Source organism: Serratia sp. X3, from assembly GCF_014982455.1.
Taxonomy (GTDB): domain Bacteria; phylum Pseudomonadota; class Gammaproteobacteria; order Enterobacterales; family Enterobacteriaceae; genus Serratia; species Serratia ureilytica.
In genome coordinates, this window is the sequence record NZ_JADCNB010000002.1 from 583,213 (window position 1) to 604,588 (window position 21,376).

The window sequence follows — 21,376 nt, forward strand, 5'->3', positions numbered from 1 at the left end:
ATAATAAAACCTAATGCCGTCAGAATATTAAACCGCATGATAAAGGGTTAAAATATTCCTGACCTCGTAAAGCGCCGCCATGCGACGCAAGAAAATACCGACACCGCGCCAATTCCACAGGGAAAATAACGTGACATTGAAAAACATCGCCACGACGTTCATGGCATGCCTGCTGTTATCCGGCTGTCAGCACGCCGCCAAATCGGCCCCTGACGCCGCCATCCAGCGCGACCAGCTGTCATCGCTGGTCGGCGCCGGCCAGTTTCTGAGAGAACGCTGCAACCGCGCCGATATCCCGGCCAACGACCCACTCGCGGCGGCGGCGTTGCAGGCGGCGGAGAGAAAAGGCTGGGCGCCGGCGCTTAATCGCCCCCAGTTGCTTGACGCAGGCAAAAACGTCGCCGCGCAGCTGGAGGCCGACGCCACGCCGTTGCAGGAGAAGTGCAGCGGACTCAACCGAACGCTGGCGCCGTTTTTAGCCCAGCTCCGTTAACCCGCCAGCGGTAGCGCAAGCCACTGGCAGGCTACCGCGCCGGCGCCCGCCGCCGCCAACCCCGGGCCGAAAGGCAGGGGCTGCGCCCCATCGCCGCCGCGCCACACCCACAGCAGCAGCCACATCAGGCTGCCGGTGGCGGCAAACAGCAGAATCGACGGCAAAACGGCATAGCCGCCCCAGGCGCCGAGCGCAGCCAGCAGTTTAAAATCGCCGTATCCCAGCCCCTCGCGGCCTGTCGCGAGACGAAATCCCCAATACAGCAGCCACAGCGTCAAATAACCCGCCAGCGCGCCGATGACCGCCGTCGACAAAAATGCCGGGTGCGCCAAGCAATGCCACAACAGCCCGGCCCACAGCAGCGACAGCGTCAGGCAATCCGGCAACAGCTGACGCTCGCTGTCGATCGCCGCCAAGGCCAGCAGCAATGCAGCAAACGCCAACATGAAAAACCAATCCAAACCGATGCCGACGCGCCAGGCCAGCGTTATTCCCATTAGCATCAGCAATAGCTCCACCAGTGGATAACGGATGGAAATAGGCTTGCGACAATAACGACAGCGACCGCGCAACAGCAGCCAACTTAATAAAGGAATATTATCGAGCGCCGATATTTTCATTGTGCAACACGGACAGAATGAACGCGGCAAAAAGAGATTAAATCGTTCGGCCTGCGCCATTTCCATTTCGCGCTCAAGCATGACAGGCAGCCGATAAACGACCACATTGATAAAACTGCCGATGCACAGGCTCAACACGGCGCTAAATATCAGCCAGTGTTCATCGGCCACTGCGTTTATTGCGGATAGCATGGTTTTCTGGATCCTATATTGTCGTCGCGTGGGTTACATCGCCGGCTGCGCCGTTACCCGCAGTAGGCTGATTTGCACCACGCCCGGCGCCTGCCCCGCACGTTCTGCGGCGAGTGAGAGCACGCGGATCCCGTGCTCGCGTTGCAGGGCGGCCAGCCACGGCAACAGGCGTTCAAACGGCACGGGCGGCAGCGTGACCCGCACATCCGCTTCACTTTCCGTCAGGTCGGCGATGGCGATGCGATAGGCCTGCGCGCTCTGTCGCAGTCGCTCCGGCAGTTGCTCGCGCGCGGCGGCGCTCTGCGGCAAACGCGCCTGCAGTTGCTGGATGACGCGCGCCTGCTCCCGCAGCGCCGCCAGCCGTTGTGCGTTTTTTTGCGCCTGTGAAAATTGATACAGGCAGTAGCCGCAGGCCATCAGCATCAACAGGCTTAACAGCACTGCCCGCCGCAGCGCCTTATCGCGCCAACCGATATTCATCGCTCACCTCTCACCGTCAGGATCGCCTGGTTAGGCGCGCTTCCCTCGCTGAACGTCATGCTGACGCCGCCGTCGTTGACCGGCGCCGGCAGCGGCGCGTCGTTTCTGTTTACCGTCACCACCAAACGATCGTCGGCGGCGTCGAAAGCCAGCGCCTGCAACTGCGGAGGTTCCCAGACAGCAAGCGCCTCGGCCGCGTAGGGCAACAGCCTGAACAGCTGCGGCGCATTCAGGGTGTCTTGCATACGCCGTGCCCACGCTTGCGCCGCCCGTTCGGCAAACGCCGGCGCGGTCTCGCCACTCGGCAGCAGGCGCTGAGACAGCGCCGTTATCTGGCTTTCGCTCTGTCTGGCCATCAATTGGTGATGCAAGCCCCCCAGCAGCAGCGAACCGCTGAGCAGCAGCATCGCGCAGGCGGTCTTATCGGGCAAACGGCGCGGCCAACGCACGCCCGGTTTGAAACGCCCCTGCAACAGCGTGGATGTGCTATTCCAGGCCTCTTCCGCCAATCGCCACAGCGGATCCTCATCGATACGCGCCGTTTCCCAGCCCGCTGGCACCTCTCCGCCGCCGTGCAGACACCAATCCGGCGTCGGCCACGGGACGCTGTCCCCCCAGGCATCGGGCAACTGCATGCCCTGCATGCCCCCCGTTCGGAGCAGCCATTGTCCGCGCCAGCGCAGTGCGCTGCATTGGTTCGGCAACGGCAACGCCAGCACGTCGGGCAGCAGGGCATCGGCGCGAATGCCGCAGGCGTTGAGGCTATCAACCCAACCTTGCATCTGCGCCAGCGCGACGCCGGCGATAGTGAAATCGCGCTGCACCTTGCCCAGCACCGCCCAATGCATCTGCTCGACATCGGTCAACAACCCGATCTCATGGGAGTACGCCAGCGCCAGCGGCGTCGCCTGCCGGGCCTTGCCGTGGAATGTCGTTTGTCTCAGCACCACATGACGGGCAGGCACCAGCACCACAACCCGGCTGCCCTGCGCCATGGCCGCCAACTCACTACCGCCTTCGGCCAGATCGAGGCGGGCGGCAAAGCGGCAGCGCGTCTCGCCGACGCGGCCCCAGCGCACATCGGCCATCGCATCATCGTCCAGCGCGATAAGCAGGATGGTGTTCGCCATCGTTTATCCTTCCCCTCTGTCGAACCGACGTCCGCTGACCGTGACGCCTGACGGGCCCGGCTGCAACGCGCTGACCAGCCGATAGCGTCCGTCGTTCAGCCTAAGCTGCAGCTGCGCAATCCAGCGGTTATCGTCGAAAATCAGTCGCTCGCCAAGGTCATCCTCACCCAGCGCCTGCAGCGCTTTTTCCTGCGACAAAAACGCCAGCGTCTGCCAGCCCTGCGGCGGGCGGGCCGCCAGCAGCCCCCGCAGCCGCTCATCGCTCAGCGCGTTCATCAACATCGCCCGCAGCAGCGGCAGCTGAGCTTCGTTCACGGCGTCCGGATTGATGCGCAGCTCGGCATCCGGCGCCGCACAAAGCAGCGGCGCAAGACGCAGATAAAGCTCGCGGTCGATGCCGGCCAGCTCCCGCAGCTCGCTGACATCCCCCATCAGATACCCTTCGCCATAGGCTCTGGCGACGATCGCATCGGCAATCGCGCCCGCCTGGGCAGCGGCGATCCCCTGATTGTTCAATAACAGCATGAATATTCGCCTCTCCTTATTGGGGGTTCCCCCCTCGCTATCGCCGACATCCGCCGGGCCGGCGGCGCGGATCAGGGCGTTAAGGTTGAAACAGGCGTCGACGCGGCGCAGACGTATCGCCACTTCCCCCTCTTCGGTGCGCATGCTGAAGGTCGTCCCTGCGGCCCCCCACGCCTTCCGCTGCTCTCCCGCCTGCTGCAGCCGCTGCCGGGCGTAGCTCTCGCCGCCCAGCAGCAGCCATTTCGCCCGCAACCGATCCTGCTGCGACTGGGTGCGCGCCAGCGAACGCTGCCAGTTATCGTTGATATTGACCGCCACGATCGCCATCAGCGACATCATCAGCAACACCATCAACAGCGCCATACCGCGTTGTTTATTCATAGTGGCCTCGCAGCGGGCAGCGTGACGATGCGCCGGACTTCCCCCAGCGCGGGGGTGTCGATGGCGATCTCCACCGCCTGCGGCAGCAGCCCGCCGGCGCGCCAGGCCGTCAACCATTCGCCCTGCCGGTAAAAACGCAGTTGGAACCGCGTCACCTCAGACAGCAACAGCACGCTGCGCGCCGCCGCCTGCGGGCTGCTCAAATTCGGGTAACTGAGGCGTTCGAGCCGCCCCTGCCGGTAGCGATACGCCACCCGCTCCTGCGTGGCGCGCGGCAATCGGGCCAGGGGATTCGGCCAGCCGTTTCGAATCAGCAGCAGCTGAAAATCGCCGCCTTCCTCTCCCGCCGTCTGCTGCACCGCAAACTCCGGCGCCGCCGGCCAACGTTTATCGCCGGTCGGCGCGCGCACCTGCGCCTGCGTCAAATCGCGCTCGACGATCGCCAGCGCCCGTTGCAGCTGGGTCAACTGCATCGATTTGCGCTGGGTGATTTCGTCGTTTTTCAGCACGCCTCTGAAGACCGTCAATGCGGTGAGCGACAGCATGGCGAACAGGGCGATGGCCAACAGCATTTCCACCAGCGTAAAACCCCGTTGCAAAGCGCGCTTCACGGCAACGCCCTGTAGGCGAGCATTTCCACCAGCGCATTGCGATCCTGCGGGTCGCGCCTGACTTCAATCGCGATCGCCCGCATTCCGGCGTCGCTGGTCTCCCGCCCGCGATAGCGCCAGTGCCAGGTTTCACCGGCCATTACCGTGGCGCCCGAATGCCAGGCCAGCGTCGGTGGGCGGGGCTCGAGCTGCAGCAGCGTCAGCTGGTTGTCCGCCACCCACAGCGCCACGGTCTTGGCTTCGATCGCGCTCAGGCTACGCACCTGGCCACCGGTGCTGTTGATCAGCGCCAGACAGCCGATGGCGAAGATCATCAGGGCCACCATCACTTCCAGCAGCGTCATGCCCTGCTGGCGTCTCATTTTCCGCGTCATCGCAACGAATGTCCGTCGTTTCAAATACAAAGTAACCGGGCGCCTGCAATCGCCACAGACACTTGCCCTGCGATAGCTCCACGCTGAAGGCCGTGGTTTCGCCCCCCGGATACAGCCACACCTGCGGCAGCGCCGCCTCTGCGGCGAGCGCGACGGTTTGCCCTTCAACGCTCAGCCGCAGCGCGACGCCGTCCGGCAGAGCGTACTGCTCCCGGCTCTCCCGCCCCGCTTCGGCGACGCTGCGCCAACCGCCGTCATCGAACGCCACGCCATACCTCACCCCTTCGCGCTCGGCCCGCTCGGCGAGGGCATTCAGCCAATGGCTCAATCGCTCTCCCTGCTGCGCCAACGGCTTCTCATCCGCCGGAAAACTCAGCATCACCAGGCCGCTGGTCACCCCCAGCAGCAGCAATACCAACATGGTCTCCAGCAGCGTAAAACCGCGTATGCGCCTCATGGCGCGTCGGCCACCCAGTTACCGATGTCATCATCGGTATCGGCGACGCCGTCCGGTCCCAGCGTGAACACATCCAGCTTGCCATGGCGCCCCGGGTTGCGCAGACGGTACTCCTGCCCCCAGGGGTCTTGCGGCAAGCGGCGGATATAACCGTCTTCGGGATAATTCCTTGGGATCGGCGCCAGCGTCGGCCGGGTCACCAGCGCCGCCAGTCCCTGCTCCGCGCTGGGATAACGGCCGTTATCCAGCTTGTACATATCCAGCGCGTTCTCCAGCGCGACGATATCGCTGGCGGCCTTTTGCCGATCGGCCTTCTCCTTGTTACCCATCAGGCTTGGGATGGTCAGGCTGGCCAACAGCCCCAGAATGACGATCACCACCATGATTTCCAGCAGCGTGAACCCACGCTGCCGGGACCTGCGCATATTGCTGATATGACTCACTTTACTCTCCATTAACGGCATGATTAACCGACCATATTATTGAGCTGCAGTATCGGCTGCAGGATGGCCAGGATGATAAACAGCACCGAACCGGCCATCGCGATCACCAATAAAGGCTCAAACAGCCCCAGCGCCAGCGTGATTTGCCGGCTGAAGGCCTCCTGCTGCATCGCCGCCGCCCGTTCGAGCATCATGTCCAGTTCGCCGCTGCGCTCGCCAGACATGATCATGTGTCGCATCATCGGCGAGAACAGCGCGGTGCCTTCAAGCGACGGCGACAATCCTTCTCCCTCTCGCACCCGCTCCATCGCCGCCAGCAGGCGCTCACGGGCGGCCTCGTTGCCCAACACGCCGGCGCTGATGCGCATCGCCTCCAGCAATGGCACGGCGCTGGCGTTCAAAATGCTCAGCGTTTTGGCGTAGCGCGCGGTATTCACCGCCAGCGACAGCTTGCCGACCACCGGCAGCCGCAGGATGAACGCATGCCAGCGTGTGCGCCGCGCCGGATCCCGCAGGCGATAACGGAAAGCGCCAAGGCCCGCCAGCGCCGACATCAACACCGCCGCCCCCCATTGGCGCAATCCATCGCTGGCGCCGAGCAGCATCCGGGTCGACAGCGGCAAGGTCTGCTTCATATGCACAAACTGTTCGATCACCTTCGGCACCACTGCCGTCAGCAAGATAGCCACCACGCCAATCGCCACCGCCGTCAGCACCATCGGGTACACCAACGCCTGCACGATCTTGTTCTTCATGTGCTGGCGCTGTTCGACATAGTCAGCCAGCCGTTCCAGCACCGGCCCCAGATGGCCGGCAATCTCACCGGCCGCCACCATGGCGCAATAGAGACGGTCAAAAATATGCGGATACTGCCCCAGCGCCTGCGCCAGCGGGAAACCCTCCAGAATGCGCTGCCTCACCTGAGTCAACGCCGCCTGCAGGCCTTTTTTCTCCGTTTGCCGCGCCACCGCCATCAGCGCCTCTTCCAGCGGCAGCGCGGCGGACAGCAGCGTCGCCAGTTGCCGGGTGAGCAGCGCCAGATCGCCGCTGCTCACGCCGCTCATCCAACGGCCGGCGAGCAGGCCGGCAAGAGCGGATCGCCTGCGCGCCTGCACCGCCAGCACCTGCCACCCCTTCTCACGCAGCCGATCGCGGGCGTGGCGCAAAGAATCCGCCTCCAACACGCCACGCCGGGCGCGCCCCTCACGATCGCAGGCGCGGTAATCAAACTTCATCGCCATCCCCTTCGCGCGTCACCCGCAACACTTCTTCCAGGCTGGTCTCTCCGGCGCACATTTTGGCGATCCCATCCTGGCGCAGGGGCTGATAGCGCTCCCCGGCCAGCCTGGCGATGTCCAGCTCACCGTCGCTACGGTGGATTGCCCTGCGCATCGGTTCATCCAGCACCAACAGTTCATGCAAACCGATTCGGCCGCGATAGCCCTGCCCGCCACAGGCCTCGCATCCTATCGGGCGCCAGCAGGTCAGCGCCTGCGTCGACGCCAGCCCCAGTTGGCGCCGCTGCGCGTCAGGCAGCGCATAAGGCTCGCGACAGTGCGGGCAAAGCCGGCGCACCAGGCGCTGCGCCAGCACGCCGCTCAGCGAGCTGGAAAGCAAAAACGGTTCAACGCCCATGTCCCGCAGCCGGGTCACGGCGCCGATCGCCGTGTTGGTATGCAGGGTCGACAGCACCAGATGCCCGGTCAATGAGGCCTGCACCGCGATCTGCGCCGTTTCACCGTCGCGGATCTCGCCGATCAACACCACATCGGGATCCTGACGCAGCAGCGCGCGCAGCCCGCGCGCGAAGGTCATGTCCACCTTGGGGTTCACCTGCGTCTGCGCGATGCCGGCCAGTTCATACTCGACGGGATCTTCGATCGTCATGATGTTGCGCTGTTCGTCATTGATCTGGTTCAGCAAGGTATAGAGCGTGGTGCTCTTGCCCGAACCGGTCGGCCCGGTGACCAGAATAATGCCGTGCGGCTGGCGGATCAGGCGCTGCAACGCCTGTTGGTGCGCCGCCGCCATGCCCAGGCTGGGCAGTTCGAGCCGCACGCCCTGTTTATCCAACAGGCGCATGACCACGCGCTCGCCGTGGCTGGCCGGCATCACCGACACCCGCACGTCGATCGCCCGCCCGCCAACTTTCAGCGCCATGCGCCCATCCTGCGGCACGCGCTTCTCGGCGATATCCAGCTTCGACATGACCTTGATGCGCGACACCAGCAGCGCCGCCAGCTTGCGCTGCGGCGCCAGAATGCGGCGCAGCGCGCCGTCGATGCGAAAACGGATCACCAGCTCGCTCTCGTAGGTTTCGATGTGAATATCGGAGGCTCGCTCTTTGATCGCCTCACTCAGCAAGGCGTTAATCAGGCGGATAATCGGCGCATCGTCCTGTTCGTCCAACAGGTCTTGCTGCTGCGGCAGCTCTTCCGCCAACGCATAGAAATCCAGTTCGCCGCCCAGATCGTCGATCATTTTCTGCGCCTGGCCGCTTTCCCGCTGATAGTGCGCCACCAGCCGTTGTTCAAAGGCCTCCGTGTCCAGCCGGGCCAGCGTCGGCTCACCGGGCAGGCAGCGGTACGCCTCCATCAATGCGGCGTGGCGGGTCTCGGGGTGACAATACAGTTGAATGCCGCTCTGCCCGTCGACGGCCAGCACGCCATGCTGCCGCGCCCAGCCAAAAGGCAGCCGCGGCCCCGCAGAACGGGGCTTCACGGGCGCGCTCCGCGCGAATAAAACGCCTCGATACGCGCGACGGTGGCGAGGAACGCCCGATTGTCGACCGCCTTCTTATCGCCGGCGATCTCGCTGCGCAGTGCGTTATTCAGCTCACGATCGTCCTGCTGCTCGGCGTCGAACTTGCCTAACTTGCGCTGGCTCTGCCGGGCATACCCCTCGGTGCTGCGAATGATGGTCGGGCGGATAAACAGCATCAAATTACGCTTGCTCGCTTTGGTGGCGTTCGAGCGAAACAGCGCCCCCACCAGCGGGATCTTGCCCAGGATCGGCACGCTGCTCTCCAGCTCCGAATTGGACTTGTCCAGCAGCCCGCCCACCACCACGGTCTCACCGCTGTCCACCAGCACCGTATTGTTGACCGTGCGGATATTGAAGGTCGCCCCCAGCGAATCCGGCGTGGCGCCGGCGCTGTCGGCAACGCTGGAGACCTCCTGCTCGATCTGCATCAGCACGGACTGGCCCTGATTGATCTGCGGTTTGACCTTGAGCTTGATGCCCACCGTTTTGCGCGACACGGTATTGAAAACATTATCGCTGTTGGTGGTTTGCGAACCGGTGAGGATCGGCACATCCTGCCCGACGCTGAACTCCGCCTCGGCGTTATCGAGCGTAACGATGCTCGGCGTAGCCAGGATATTGTTTTGGTTGTTGCTGGCGATGGCTGACAGCAATACGCCCCAGTTGCCGCTGTAAAAACCGGTCATCAGGCCGTTGGCCTTGCCGAACACATCGCTCATGCCGTTTTCGAACCCCGCCGAGATGCCGGGCGCCTGGCCGGCGAACTGCGTGCCGCCGCCGTATTTGTTGGCCCACTGCACGCCGATGTTCAGCCCCTGCCCATCCTGCACTTCGACGATCACCGCTTCGACCAGCACCTGCGCGCGCCGTACATCCAGCTTGGCGACCACCGCCTCCAGATCGCGCATCACGTCTGGCGCGGCGGTGATGATCAGCGCATTGGTCTGCTCATCGGCCTTGATCACCACATTTTTCAATAGCGCCACGTTGGCGGCGGCGCTCTCTTTCTCGTTTTGCAGGCCCGCGCTCACGCCGGTCAGCACCTCGACCAGGCTCTGCGCCTTGGCGTATTTGAGCGGAATGACCTGGGTATTGCCCTGGGTGACACTCTTGTTATCCAACTGCTCAATCAGTTCTTTGGCGTGTTCGCGGGCCCGATCGTCCCCGGCGATCATCACGCTGTTGGTGCGCTCATCCGCCACCAGCCGCAGCGAGCCTGCCCCGGCCATACGCCGTTTGCCCTCTTCGCGAAACAGCTCGTTCACCATCCGCGCGATCTCCGGCGCCGCCGCATGCTTCAGCGCGAAGGTCTCGACCTGATTGCCGTCGTCCTGATCCATCTCCCTGACAAGGTCGAGCAGGCCGTTGACCACCCCGGCTCGGCCGGTGATCAACAGCGCATTGCCCTGCTCGTAATGCGCCACACTGCCCACGCCGATGCTGTCGTTAAGCTGGCGCAAGATCGGCGAAACGTCTTTGGCCGCGATATTGCGCAGCGGCACCACGCGCATCACCACTTCATCCCCTTCAGCGATCGCCTCGCCGCCGCTTTGCGACAGCGCGGCTCTTTTGCCCTCTTTGGCGGCGATCACCTTCAGGACATTGTTGGGCATGCCGATGACCGTATAGCCGTAGACGTCCAGCACATTGAGAAAGAACTGGTAATATTGTTTCTCGTCGAGCTGTTCGTAGCTGCGCACCGTAACCTTACCTTTCACCGCCGGATCGATAATGATGGTCTTGCTCAGGTTTTTACTGACCGTATTGATAAACTCCTGAATGTCCGTGCCTTTGAAATTGGCGGAGAATTGCTCCGCACGCGCCAGGCCCCCCAGGGCAATCATGACGGCCACCGCCGCTAACGCGCGCCATAAACCGGCGCTCCAGCCTGCGCGGGAACGAAAAATAAAATGCGTCATCACAGTGTTGCCTTATGCTGTAAAACACCCCACGCCGAAGCGGCGCGCCGGCTACTCTTTAAACGTCAGCGCGGCGTAATAACCGTTTTCATCGAGCAGTATTTTGTTTTTTAATATCCGCACGATAACGGCATTGCTGCCGACCAGCCGATCGCCAACGCCATACCCGGTTTGCTTACCGCCATGTTCCACGATAACCAGGCTTTTTTCGGCGTTATCACTGAACAGCAGACCGGTTATCTTGCCGAGCGCCGCGGCCTCCGGCGCGTTAGCCAGCAGCTCGGCGCCGATCGCCCACTCGCCGACCTTATACCCGCGCGCCTTTTCGCCGCTTTTCGCCGCCTGATAGCGGCCAAACCAGTGTGCGTCGTTAATTTTCTCGATGTCATCTTCCTGGGGAAAGACGCCATGGCGCACTTGCTCACGCCCACTTTCAAGGTGCGGCTCAACGGGTTCGTTATTCACGGTTATCATTCGCCATCCCTGATAAAGCATGAACGTCAAATTAGCCAGGAAGAAAAGTAGAATAAAAAAGTCTATTAACCGCTTGCTCACTGGCCCCCCGGTTATTCAACGGCGCCAACGCTAAGCGGAAATGCCCAACACCATCGCCACGGAAAACAGCAGCGTGATGGCCAGCGCCACTTTATAATTCACGGCGTCCAGCCACGTTCGCCGCTGTTTATTAGCCGCCGGTGCCAAGCATTGCTCCCGCGTATTCGCGCGTTCGCAGGCCTGGAAACTCAGCATCACGCCAAATCGAGGAATGGTTTTGATCACCTCGCCCGGAATACCGTGGCGGGAGAGCAAAGCGCGGCATTGGAATATCATTTGATAATAGTTATTGTCGCTGATGGTCTCATGGTTGCAGAACCAGACTGCGCGAATAATGTCATTTTTCTTATAGATGCCACTCAACAGGCACAGCATGAAACGCCGCTGCAATTCGGTCATTTCGATGAGCACATTCTCTTTTTTAAATAACAGCGTCTTTTCATTGTTATTTAATATCACCAACTCATTTTCCAACAGAGTCTCGTTCAGGGCAATGCTATGTATGTCCATCTCTCGCCTATCAGTTTAATGAAGTCCAAAGGCTCCCTGTGCCATTACCTTTGCACGCATGCGGCAGATGCATTTTCAACGCAAATAAGTGATTCGCCGTTTTAAGAGCCAGCTCAATTAATCATGTTAAAAATAATCATGCAACTTATTTATTTAAAATAAACAATATAAAATTAATATAACAAACCAATACCACCATGGAGCCATTAAATCATTTAAAAACATAACGATAGGAGAATTTATAAAATAAGTAAATCGCCATTAAATTCGATTAATGATGCGAAAAATAGACAATACCTGATAATAACTCATGTTATTAGTTGCGCACTAAAAAGATGGCGGAACGCTATAAGCGGCAAATAAAATGCATCTTTCGCGGAGGGAGAAATAAAGCAAACGTCAGGATTCAATATTGCATAAGAACATCGGAGAGTAGGCATTGCTAAACATCAACGTATTCTTGTCAATGCTACGAATATGATAAAACGTCGACTCATTGCTGAAAAAGTAGGTATAAATCTCTTCCGGCAAGGTATCACGCGGCGAATAGTTGACCTCGCCATACTGAAAGCGATAAAAACTCCCCTGCGAAACATAGCTGAAGTTAACCCGCCGATTGACGAAGTATTTCTTTTCACCGTCGTTGGCCAACCCCGACAGGACCATCACGCCCTTATCGCCGGACAAAAAGATGTAGTTTACTTTCAGCGACAGCTGAATGTCGTTATGGGCCGCCTGCGCGTCCAGTGAATTGAAATAACTGAACGTGGCATTCGCTTCGCAGGAAAAATCACTGAAGTCATGATGGTTGCGTATCAGGGAATACATCACGCTGCCGGTCAACACGCACAGGCCGACCAGCGTGGCTGACAGAATATTTAACTTTTTTTCCATGCCCGAATGTACTCGCTCTCACAGTTATGCAAAACAGCCGCACTGTCCTTCGTGCATTTGGCGATAAACTGGCGTCCGCTGTCTTCATTGGCATTTTGAGAACGGTTAACCTTGGTAATGACGACCTCGCCGGATCGGCAATGCCGGCCATACAAATCTTTCCTGACCAGAAACTGCAAGTAGCCGTCCTGGTGATTCTCCAAAAAATGGCCGGCATAGTAGATCGGGCAACCGTTCACCGTGCCGACGTAGGACAATACCTGCTTCTTTTCACTGTCGCGATGGTGCTTGTAATAGATGAAGCACAGCGCCAGAAAAGATAAGGGTACGACGATCGATAAACTGCGCAGCAGAATAAAAAAATAGTGATGGGTGTTTTTTGTCGTTGCGGCAGGTGACGCCAACGTCACCGAGGCATCCGCAAGCTGGGGGGACTCGGGTAAATCAATCCGCAATCGGTCAACAGGTATTATTCGATTAAGTCTATACCCCTTTTTGGATAGGGTAACGATGAGGCGCTCATTGAAACCGACAGACGTCAATGCGCGTCGGGTCAGGCTGATATATTGATTTAACGTCGCGGAAGAGGCGCTCAAGCCGTGATCGGTCCAAACCTGCTGCAACAGCATCTCGCGGCTCACCGTCTCATGGCCGTGTTCAAGCAAGCATTTGAATACTCTGGCATTGACGCTGGATAAGAAAACTTCCCGTCCCTTCTTTAAACTTTTCAATGAACCGTTTTCAGTATTAAATGTAATATCTTTATCAATGATATAAATCATGTTTAGCCTGACAGCGCACACGGGTTATTATTTAAACTTATTGAGCCAGTTCGACGACCGCCGCTAAGCGCGGATAGTTTTTTCGCATAGAGAAAAAACAATACTAACGTCATCCCAACAGGTGCGCAACTTTAAGAATTTTCCCCATCTCTCCATCCTTATTTGTCCCACAAATGGCGGTATACGCGCTATTTTTTCGCCGTCATCGGATCTGTTGGCAACAATACATTTTCATCAGGGGGATAAAGGCTAAAACGGTGCAGAGGGCACGCTTCGCGATCGAGACGTGAAAGTAACGCCTGTTCAGCGTATCGACTTGATGAATAACGGGGAAAAAGCGTTTTGCGGGACGCAAATGGGTGGGGACCCTGCCAGCTACATCCCGGCACACACGTCACCTGCTGCGGCTGCTTCCTTCCGGACCTGACCGAGTTCACAAGTTAGTGTTGCGGGAGAACCAACAGGGCCCCCATTGACGGCTTCTGTACTCCGAAGCGGTGGGCATTATCGGCGATGCCCCATCAAATAGCAAGCCAACCGGGGCCAACCGCTGTTTTCTTGCCCACCTGCATTGTGGCACACTCTCCGCCTGGGTTTTGACTCGCGCAGGAACTGCAACATGCAACCAGAAGACGCCTCTTTCAGCCAGCGGGTATTCCATATCGTGGCCGCTATTCCGTGCGGCAAAGTCACCACCTACGGTGAAGTCGCCCGTCTGGCCGGTTCGCCGCGCGCCGCGCGTCAGGTCGGCGGCGTGCTGCGGCGTTTGCCGGAGGGCAGCACACTGCCGTGGCACCGCGTAATCAACCGGCACGGGCAAATCTCGCAACAGGGGGAGGATTTTCAACGGCAACGGCAGGCATTGCTGGCGGAGGGGATTATCTTCGGCCCGCACAGCACGGTCGATTTCGATCGCTACGGCTGGCGCTGGTAAAACAAAACAGCCTTTGGCCGAAGCGCAAAGGCTGTTGATTGGGTCTTGCCGTACCGCTGCAGAATTACTGCATCGCGCTTGGCGCAGCCTGCATCGGCACGCCCTGCACCGGAACCAGCAGCAGATCGGCGCGGGTGCCGTTGCGGTTAACCACTTCCTGGATCGTGTCGGTAATGAACATCAGTCGCCCGTTGACCGTCACCGCCGCGCTCAGAATGATGCGCGCATTCGGTTGGATATCAGACGGATTATACGGCAGCGTAAAGTTGAACGGCGCTTGTTGCCCTTCGGTACGTATCGCGCGCTGTGCAATCACTTTGGACGGCGCATCCGCCAGCGAGGCATCAGAGAGGGTGACAGTCAGTACGGCGTCCGGCGGCAGCGCAATGCGCTGACGTATATTAACCGAACCTGTCACCGCCGGCCCCTGAATCTGCGTTTGCGCAGCCGCCGGGTTGCCGGCTGCCGGTGTAGGCACATCAGCACTCTTTTGCGCGCATCCTGCCAGCGTGATCGTCAGTGCTGCGGCACCGCCTACGATTTGCCAGAGTTTCATGGATCGGTCTCCTTTTTTATTATCAACACGTTGGTGGCTTTCACCACCTCACTCATTAAACTTAGCACAAAACACTGATAAATCCACTTTGTCCCGCCTATTAATCACTTAGCCAGCCCAATGCGCTCACTATTAAGAGCATTCTTATCGGCCCTTTAACGCAAGATATTGACGCCGCGCCGTGATATTCCGCACACTGCGCAAAATGATTATTAGAAAGGTAACAATTTTATGAGCCAGGCATTGCAAAACCTCCTCGATCTGTTGGATCTGGAGAAAATCGAAGAAGGGCTGTTCCGCGGCCAAAGCGAAGATCTGGGGCTGCGCCAGGTGTTCGGCGGGCAAGTGGTCGGTCAGGCGCTGTACGCCGCCAAACAGACGGTGCCGGACGAGCGCAGCGTGCACTCGTTCCACAGCTACTTCCTGCGCCCGGGCGACAGCAGCAAGCCAATCGTCTATGACGTAGAAACCCTGCGCGACGGCAACAGCTTCAGCGCCCGTCGCGTCAGCGCCATCCAGCACGGCAAACCTATCTTCTATATGACTGCCTCCTTCCAGAGCCCGGAAGAAGGTTTCGAGCACCAGAATCAGATGCCGGACGTGCCGCCGCCGGAAGGGCTGCTGTCCGAATCAGAGATTGCTCAGAAGCTGGCGCCGATGCTGCCGAGCAAAGTACGCGAAAAATTCATCGGTCAGAAGCCGATCGAAATGCGCCCGGTGAAATTCCACAACCCGTTGAAGGGTAGCGTGGAAGAACCGCATCGCTACGTGTGGTTCCGCGCCAACGGTAGCATGCCGGACGATGCGCGCATCCACCAATATCTGCTGGGCTACGCATCAGACTTTAACTTCCTGCCGACGGCGCTGCAGCCGCACGGCGTCGGCTTCCTCGAGCCGGGCATGCAGGTGGCCACCATTGACCATTCGATGTGGTTCCACCGCCCGTTCCGCATGGATGACTGGCTGCTGTACGCGGTGGAAAGCTCCTCCGCCTCCGGCGCGCGCGGTTTTGTGCGCGGCCAGATCTACACCCGCGACGGCGTGCTGGTCGCCACCACCGTACAGGAAGGGGTGATTCGCCAACGCGACGCCTGATTTGCGGCATAAAGAAAGGGGCGATGTTTCCATCGCCCCTTTTTGCTTCATCATTATTTTCGTATTTAGCGCACTGCCCTGCTTCGAGTCTTACTGGTTGTAGGCGCTCTCGCCGTGGCTGTTGACGTCCAACCCTTCGCGCTCCTGCTCTTCCGGCACTCTCAGTCCCACCATGGCGCCCGCGATCTTGAAGGCGATAAAGGCGGCGACGCTTGACCACACCAGCGTAATCACGACGCTCACCAGCTGGATCCACACCTGATGGCCCATCGTCACCCCTTCGGCATAGCCGGTGCCGCCGAGGGAAGAAGCGGTGAACACGCCGGTCAGCAGACAGCCGACGATGCCGCACACGCCGTGCACGCCAAACACGTCGCAGGTGTCGTCCACTTTCAGCCATTTCTTCAACGTCACTACGCCCCACAGGCCGGCGACGCCCCCCACCAGGCCGATGATCAACGCGCCGCCCACGCCCACGGTGCCCGCCGCCGGCGTAACGGCAACCAGCCCGGCGATCATGCCGGAGCAGGCGCCCAGCAGCGAAGGCTTGCCGCGCAGCACCCACTCGGCGAAGGTCCAGGACAGAATGGCGCCCGCAGTAGCCACCACAGTGTTCAGGAATGCCAAGGCCGCAATGCCGTTAGCCGCGCTGGCGGAACCGGCGTTAAAGCCGAACCAGCCGATATACAGGATGGATGCGCCGGTAAACACCATCGGCAGGTTGTGCGGTTTGAACGCCTCTTTACCGAAGCCGGCGCGTTTGCCGAGCAGATAGGCGCCGATCAGCCCGGCGCTGGCGGCGTTGATGTGCACCACGGTGCCGCCGGCGAAGTCCAGCGCGCCGTCGGTGGCCAGATAGCCACCGCCCCACACCATATGCGCGATCGGCAGGTAAGACAGGGTGAACCACAGGATCGCGAAGATCAGCACCGCCGAGAAGCGAATGCGTTCGGCGAAGCCCCCCACCACCAGCGCCACGGTAATGCAGGCGAAGGAGGCCTGGAAAGCGACGTGGATCATCTGGCTGATGCTGCCGGTGACGCTGTCGATGCCGATGCCTTTCAGCATCGCCGTCTGGAATCCGCCGAACACCGCATTGCCTTCGCTGAACGCCAGGCTGTAGCCATACAGCACCCACAGCACGCAGACCAACGCAAAGGTGACGGTGACCTGCGTCAGCATCGACAGCACGTTTTTGCCGCGCAGCAGGCCGCCGTAAAATAGCGCGATGCCCGGCAGCGTCATGAACAGCACCAACGCGGTGCAGATCATCATAAAGGCGTTGTCGGCCTTATCGGCGACCGCCGGGGCGGCCAGAGCCAAAGAAGGAACCAGGGTTACCGAACTCAGGCCCAACATGGATAACAGTCTTTTCATTATCAATCATCCCCATCACTTAACTGAGTTCGCGGTTACAGTGCCGATTCGTCGGTTTCGCCGGTGCGAATACGGATCACGCGTTGCAATTCGGCAACGAAAATTTTGCCGTCGCCGATTTTGCCGGTGTAGGCGGCTTTGCTAATCACATCAACCACTTCATCCAACTGATCGTCGGCGATGGCGATATCGATTTTGACCTTGGGCAGGAAGTTGACGTTATATTCGGCGCCGCGATACAGCTCGGCGTGCCCCTTCTGGCGGCCAAAGCCCTTCACTTCGGTTACGGTCAACCCCTGAATGCCCACGGAGGACAAGGCCTCGCGCACGTCCTCCAGCTTGAACGGTTTGATTACCACGGTCACCAGCTTCATATTGCCTCTCCACGAATTAAGCCCAAACTCACCCCGGTACGCCTCATATGTAGCAAGGACTGTGCCAAATTTTATTTTGCATGGCGATTCAGCGGATTAGCAGACACGCGGGCGCCGCCGCGGCGCGGCGCAGTACCGATACCTTGAATGGGTTAAATAATGCGCACTGATTTGGTGCGCGTCGCGTCGAAAAAGTGCAGAAAGGGGGCGTAGCCTGGCGGAGTTGCCTGCTTGTGGTGCGTTGGGAAAAATAAGGGCCGCGATCGCGGCCCGTGGGATCAGGCGGGTTGGCTCTCCTCGCGCACCGCTTCCGCCAACTGCTCGCCCGCCAGCTGCAGCTGATACATCTGGTAGTAGCGCCCCTGCTGCGCCAGCAGCTGTTGATGGTTGCCCTGCTCCACCGCCTGGCCGCGATGCAGCACCAGAATGGAATCGGCATCGACGATCGTCGAGAGGCGGTGAGCGATCACCACCAGCGTGGTGTGCTCGCGGATCACGCGCAGCGCCCGCTGGATAGCCTGCTCGGTGCCCGAGTCGATGTTGGCGGTCGCCTCGTCGAGGATCAGGATCTGCGGCGCCTGCACCAATACCCGCGCCATCGCCAGCAGCTGTTTCTGCCCGACCGACAGGTTATTGCCCTGCTCCCCCAGCCGGGTATGGATACCCTGTGGGAAGCCGCGCACCAGACTCGCCAGCTGCACCGTTTCCAGTGCCCGCCAGACGGCTTCTTCATCGATGTTGCGCCCCAGCGTCACGTTGGCCAGCACCGAATCGGCGATCACCACCGGATCCTGTTGCACCATCGCCACGCCCTGGCGCAGCGTGCGGTGCGACAGACTGGAGAGCGGACGACCGTCGAGACGCACTTCCCCTTCGCTGACCGGGTAATAGCCCATCAGCAGGTTAGCCAGCGTGCTCTTGCCGCTGCCGGTGTGGCCGACCAGCGCCACGAAGCCGCGTGAGGGCACCGCCAGCGAAATATGCTGCAGCACCTTTTTATCCGCACGGTAGGCGAAGCTCAGATCGGTGATGTCGATGCTGCCGCCGGCCAACGGACGATCGTCTGCGCCGTAGCTTTGCTGGCTGCGATCCATCAGTTCGAAAATACGTTCGCCGGCCACCACCGCCTGCTGCAGGATCGACTGTTGTGACGTCAACTCGATCAGCGGTTCGTTCAAACGCCCCAGGTAGTTGATGAAGGCATAGAGCACGCCGACGCCAATCACGCCTTCGCCGCTGAAGCCGAACAACATCAGCAAACCGCACAGCACCAACGCTGAAAACAGACTGAGCAGCGGCCGCAGCAGAAAACCGTCGAGCCGCAGCGTCTGCATGCGCGCAAGATAGTGCGACTGGCTGGCGGCGCTCATGCGCTCGCCGAAGCGCACCTGCTGGCGGAACTGCTGAATTACGCCCATGCCGTTGATCACTTCGTTGAAACCGTCGTTGATGTCCGCCAGATAACTGCGCACCCGGCGCACGATCGGCGTGCTGTAATATTGATAGATGCCCATCACCACGAACACCGCCGGGAAGATGCAGATAGCCACTAACGCCATGCGCCAGTCGAGGCTGAACATCGCCACCAGCATGGCGCCGATCAACGCGGCGCTTTTCAGCACCGTGGAGACCACCATCACGTACAGGTCCTTGATCACTTCGGTGTCGTTGGTGACGCGCGAGATCAATTGCCCGACCGGTTGCGTGTCGAAGGCGCTGAGCGGCTGGCGCAGCGCGGCGTCCATCACGTCGGTACGCAGCCGCTGCACCACGCCTACCGCCGCCTGATTGAACAGCAGCGCCTGGAAGTAGTGCAGCGCCGCCGCCAGCAGCTCCAGCAGAATGTAGGCCGCCGCCAGCCCGCCGACAATCATCAGCGGCAGTTGCCCTTTGGCGACGTAATTATCGATAAAATAGCTGACCAGGATCGGCCCGGCGACTTCCGCCGCCGCCGCCACCCACAGCATCAGCACCGCCACCCCCAGCGGTTTGCGGTACGGCGAGCCGTAGGCCAGCAGCCGCTTCAGCGTCGGCCACAGCTTTTGCACTTTATTCATCGGCTAACGCCTCCTCGCCGTTTTCCGGCGCTTCGTCCAGCGCCGCTTCCAGCTGCTGATAACGGTACATATCGCGATACCAGCCCGGCTGCGCCGCCAGCGCCGCCGGATCGCCACGCTGCGCCACGCCGCCGTGCTGCATCACCAGGATTTCGCTGGCCTCGGTCAATGCCGACAGCCGGTGCGCGCTGATGATCACCGTGCGATCTTGCCCCCAGCTGCGCAGGTTGTGCAGGATCTGGTGCTCGGTACGGCCGTCCACCGCCGACAACGCATCGTCGAGGATCAGGATCTCCGCATCCAGCAGCAACGCGCGCGCGATGGAGATGCGCTGTTTCTGGCCGCCCGACAGCATCACGCCGCGTTCGCCCACTTCGGTGTCATAGCCCTGCGGCAGCCGCAGAATGTCCTCATGGACGCTGGCCAGCCGCGCCGCCTGTTCAATCTGCGCCTGCGTCGCCCCCGGATGGCCCAGCGCGATGTTGTTCGCCACGGTATCGGAGAACAGGAACGGCGTCTGGCTCACCACCGACAGCCGCGAACGCCAGTCGTCGAGCCTGACCTGCGGAAGCGGCAGGCCGTGATAGCGGATCTGCCCTTGGTCGACGTCGAACTGACGCTGGATCAGCGACAGTAATGTCGACTTACCGGCCCCGGTCGGCCCGCACAGCCCCAGCATCTGCCCCGGCTTCAACGTCAGCGCCACGTCATGCAGCGCCGGGTGCGGGTTTTCCGGGTAGTGGAACGCGCGGATATCCACCTCCAGCACGCCGCGCCCGGCCGGCAACGCCTGCGGGCCGTCCTGCACCGCCGGCGCCTCGTCGAGCAGGCTGCGGATACGGCTGTAGGCCGCGCTGCCGCGCTCGACGATGTTGAACATCCAGGCCAGCGCCAGCATCGGCCAGATCATCAGGCCGAGGTACATCACAAAGCTGGTCAGTTGCCCGAGCGTCAGCGAACCGTTCACCACCATCCAGCTGCCGCCGCCGATGGCCAGCAGGTTAGAGGCGCCGATGGCGATATAAATAGTCGGATCGAAGCGCGCATCCACCCGCGCCACGTGCATGTTCTTGGCGCCGGTCTGCGCCGCGACGTCGGCGAAGCGGTTGGATTGGTGATCTTCCAGCCCGAAGGCCTTGATCATGCGGATGCTGGTCATGCTTTCCTGCGCCTGATCGTTGAGGCTGGAAAACGCCGCCTGCGCCGATTTAAAGCGCTGGTGCAGCTGATCGCCGTAATATTTGATGGCGATAGCCATCAGCGGCATCGGGATTAACGCCAACACCGTCAGCTGCCAGCTGATTTGGGTGCTCATCACCACCAGCACCACCAGCCCCATCACCAGCGAATCCACCAGCGTCAGCACGCCTTCACCGGCGGCGAACACCACGCGATCCACGTCGTTGGTGGCGCGCGCCATCAGATCGCCGGTGCGGTGGCGCAGGTAGAACGCCGGGTTCTGCCGACTGAGCTGACGGTAAAAGTTTTCGCGCAGCTCGACCGCCAGCTGGTAGGAAGCGCCGAACAGCAGCACCCGCCACACATAGCGCAGCAGGTAAACGACGATCGCGGTGCCGATCATCAGCCCAAGCCAGGCCAACAGCACGCCAGTAGACATCTGTTTTTCGGTGACGCCGTCCACGATGATGCCGACCAGTTTAGGCGGCAGCAGTTGCAGGATGGCGATGACGATCAGCAATACCACCGCGCCCAGGTAGCGGCGCCACTCCCGGCGGAAGTACCAGCCGATTTGTGCAAATAATCTCACGCAGTTTGATTCCAGGGTTTTATGAGGTTTGTCTCTTTTTCCGCTTCAACGGAGCAGGATACCACCGTTGAGCCGCCCGTCCGGTG

23 protein-coding genes and 1 other RNA gene are annotated in these 21,376 nt (G+C 60.4%); 3 read left to right on the forward strand and 21 right to left on the reverse strand.

All coding sequences use genetic code 11. The features are described from left to right. The first annotated feature begins 130 nt into the window (after positions 1-130). Entirely contained in the window at positions 131-493 is a 363-nt protein-coding gene (gspS, locus tag IMX17_RS13140; RefSeq protein WP_052759924.1) for a type II secretion system pilot lipoprotein GspS, read from the forward strand. Here the strand turns inward: gspS and IMX17_RS13145 are convergent. From IMX17_RS13145 to ffs, 16 genes are all read right to left on the reverse strand, one after another. Next, entirely contained in the window at positions 490-1,305 is an 816-nt protein-coding gene (locus tag IMX17_RS13145) for an A24 family peptidase (protein ID WP_182265014.1), read from the reverse strand. The two genes, gspS and IMX17_RS13145, sit on opposite strands and share 4 nt — an antisense overlap. A 33-nt stretch (positions 1,306-1,338) precedes the next feature. Continuing rightward, positions 1,339-1,785, reverse strand: a complete 447-nt coding sequence (gspM, locus tag IMX17_RS13150) for a type II secretion system protein GspM (protein WP_046897511.1) — start codon at positions 1,783-1,785, stop codon at positions 1,339-1,341. Continuing rightward, positions 1,782-2,915 carry a type II secretion system protein GspL gene (gene gspL / locus IMX17_RS13155; protein WP_046897512.1) on the reverse strand — a complete coding sequence of 378 codons (1,134 nt, stop codon included), beginning with the start codon at positions 2,913-2,915 and terminating at the stop codon, positions 1,782-1,784. Before gspL ends, gspM begins: the two co-directional genes overlap by 4 nt. A gap of 3 nt (positions 2,916-2,918) precedes the next feature. Further along, positions 2,919-3,821, reverse strand: a complete 903-nt coding sequence (gspK, locus tag IMX17_RS13160) for a type II secretion system minor pseudopilin GspK (protein WP_182265015.1) — start codon at positions 3,819-3,821, stop codon at positions 2,919-2,921. Continuing rightward, a complete protein-coding gene (gene gspJ, locus IMX17_RS13165; RefSeq protein ID WP_182265016.1) occupies positions 3,818-4,432 on the reverse strand; it encodes a type II secretion system minor pseudopilin GspJ in 615 nt (204 codons plus the stop codon). Before gspJ ends, gspK begins: the two co-directional genes overlap by 4 nt. Then, entirely contained in the window at positions 4,429-4,794 is a 366-nt protein-coding gene (gene gspI, locus IMX17_RS13170; protein WP_182265017.1) for a type II secretion system minor pseudopilin GspI, read from the reverse strand. The genes gspJ and gspI overlap by 4 nt, the downstream gene beginning before the upstream one ends. Continuing rightward, positions 4,688-5,263, reverse strand: a complete 576-nt coding sequence (locus tag IMX17_RS13175) for a prepilin-type N-terminal cleavage/methylation domain-containing protein (protein ID WP_182265018.1) — start codon at positions 5,261-5,263, stop codon at positions 4,688-4,690. The genes gspI and IMX17_RS13175 overlap by 107 nt, the downstream gene beginning before the upstream one ends. After that, positions 5,260-5,688, reverse strand: coding sequence for a type II secretion system major pseudopilin GspG (gene gspG / locus IMX17_RS13180; protein ID WP_182265130.1), 429 nt, complete (start codon positions 5,686-5,688; stop codon positions 5,260-5,262). Before gspG ends, IMX17_RS13175 begins: the two co-directional genes overlap by 4 nt. 41 nt (positions 5,689-5,729) lie before the next feature. Next, positions 5,730-6,941 carry a type II secretion system inner membrane protein GspF gene (gene gspF, locus IMX17_RS13185; protein ID WP_182265019.1) on the reverse strand — a complete coding sequence of 404 codons (1,212 nt, stop codon included), beginning with the start codon at positions 6,939-6,941 and terminating at the stop codon, positions 5,730-5,732. Further along, a complete protein-coding gene (gene gspE / locus IMX17_RS13190; protein ID WP_182265020.1) occupies positions 6,931-8,427 on the reverse strand; it encodes a type II secretion system ATPase GspE in 1,497 nt (498 codons plus the stop codon). Before gspE ends, gspF begins: the two co-directional genes overlap by 11 nt. Beyond that, a complete protein-coding gene (gene gspD, locus IMX17_RS13195; RefSeq protein WP_182265021.1) occupies positions 8,424-10,388 on the reverse strand; it encodes a type II secretion system secretin GspD in 1,965 nt (654 codons plus the stop codon). Before gspD ends, gspE begins: the two co-directional genes overlap by 4 nt. A gap of 51 nt (positions 10,389-10,439) precedes the next feature. Then, positions 10,440-10,943: a type II secretion system protein N gene (locus IMX17_RS13200; RefSeq protein ID WP_141202245.1), complete on the reverse strand. Its 504-nt coding sequence runs from the start codon at positions 10,941-10,943 to the stop codon at positions 10,440-10,442. A 30-nt stretch (positions 10,944-10,973) separates the two neighbouring features. After that, positions 10,974-11,417 (reverse strand): CadC family transcriptional regulator, encoded by a 444-nt coding sequence (locus tag IMX17_RS13205; RefSeq protein WP_226772955.1) that lies wholly within the window; start codon positions 11,415-11,417, stop codon positions 10,974-10,976. 435 nt (positions 11,418-11,852) lie between these two features. Next, positions 11,853-12,347 carry a FidL-like protein gene (locus IMX17_RS13210; protein ID WP_182265022.1) on the reverse strand — a complete coding sequence of 165 codons (495 nt, stop codon included), beginning with the start codon at positions 12,345-12,347 and terminating at the stop codon, positions 11,853-11,855. Continuing rightward, complete coding sequence (locus IMX17_RS13215; protein WP_182265023.1) at positions 12,332-13,129, reverse strand: winged helix-turn-helix domain-containing protein; 798 nt, start codon at positions 13,127-13,129, stop codon at positions 12,332-12,334. The genes IMX17_RS13210 and IMX17_RS13215 overlap by 16 nt, the downstream gene beginning before the upstream one ends. Before the next feature lie 366 nt (positions 13,130-13,495). Beyond that, an RNA gene (ffs, locus tag IMX17_RS13220) (signal recognition particle sRNA small type) lies at positions 13,496-13,592 on the reverse strand. Between the two features lie 156 nt (positions 13,593-13,748). On the opposite strand from ffs, the gene IMX17_RS13225 reads away from it, so the two are divergent. After that, complete coding sequence (locus tag IMX17_RS13225) at positions 13,749-14,063, forward strand: MGMT family protein (RefSeq protein WP_182265024.1); 315 nt, start codon at positions 13,749-13,751, stop codon at positions 14,061-14,063. Positions 14,064-14,127: 64 nt separating this feature from the next. Here the strand turns inward: IMX17_RS13225 and IMX17_RS13230 are convergent, their stop codons facing one another. Then, positions 14,128-14,619, reverse strand: coding sequence for a YbaY family lipoprotein (locus tag IMX17_RS13230; RefSeq protein ID WP_033642087.1), 492 nt, complete (start codon positions 14,617-14,619; stop codon positions 14,128-14,130). 231 nt (positions 14,620-14,850) lie between these two features. Between IMX17_RS13230 and tesB the strand changes: the two genes are divergently transcribed. Further along, on the forward strand, positions 14,851-15,714 hold the full coding sequence (gene tesB, locus IMX17_RS13235) for an acyl-CoA thioesterase II (protein WP_046897520.1): 864 nt from the start codon (positions 14,851-14,853) through the stop codon (positions 15,712-15,714). Between the two features lie 90 nt (positions 15,715-15,804). On the opposite strand, the gene amtB is transcribed toward tesB, so the two are convergent. The 4 genes from amtB to smdA all read right to left on the reverse strand — a co-directional run bounded on the left by amtB (position 15,805) and on the right by smdA (position 21,290). Continuing rightward, the gene (amtB, locus tag IMX17_RS13240; protein ID WP_046897521.1) at positions 15,805-17,091 is read right to left on the reverse strand and encodes an ammonium transporter AmtB; all 1,287 of its coding nucleotides are present in this window, start codon (positions 17,089-17,091) and stop codon (positions 15,805-15,807) included. A gap of 35 nt (positions 17,092-17,126) precedes the next feature. Then, positions 17,127-17,465, reverse strand: a complete 339-nt coding sequence (gene glnK / locus IMX17_RS13245; RefSeq protein ID WP_004940327.1) for a P-II family nitrogen regulator — start codon at positions 17,463-17,465, stop codon at positions 17,127-17,129. A 278-nt stretch (positions 17,466-17,743) separates the two neighbouring features. Beyond that, positions 17,744-19,522: a multidrug efflux ABC transporter permease/ATP-binding subunit SmdB gene (gene smdB / locus IMX17_RS13250; RefSeq protein WP_117188093.1), complete on the reverse strand. Its 1,779-nt coding sequence runs from the start codon at positions 19,520-19,522 to the stop codon at positions 17,744-17,746. Continuing rightward, entirely contained in the window at positions 19,515-21,290 is a 1,776-nt protein-coding gene (gene smdA / locus IMX17_RS13255) for a multidrug efflux ABC transporter permease/ATP-binding subunit SmdA (RefSeq protein WP_182265025.1), read from the reverse strand. The genes smdB and smdA overlap by 8 nt, the downstream gene beginning before the upstream one ends. Positions 21,291-21,376: the final 86 nt, after the last annotated feature.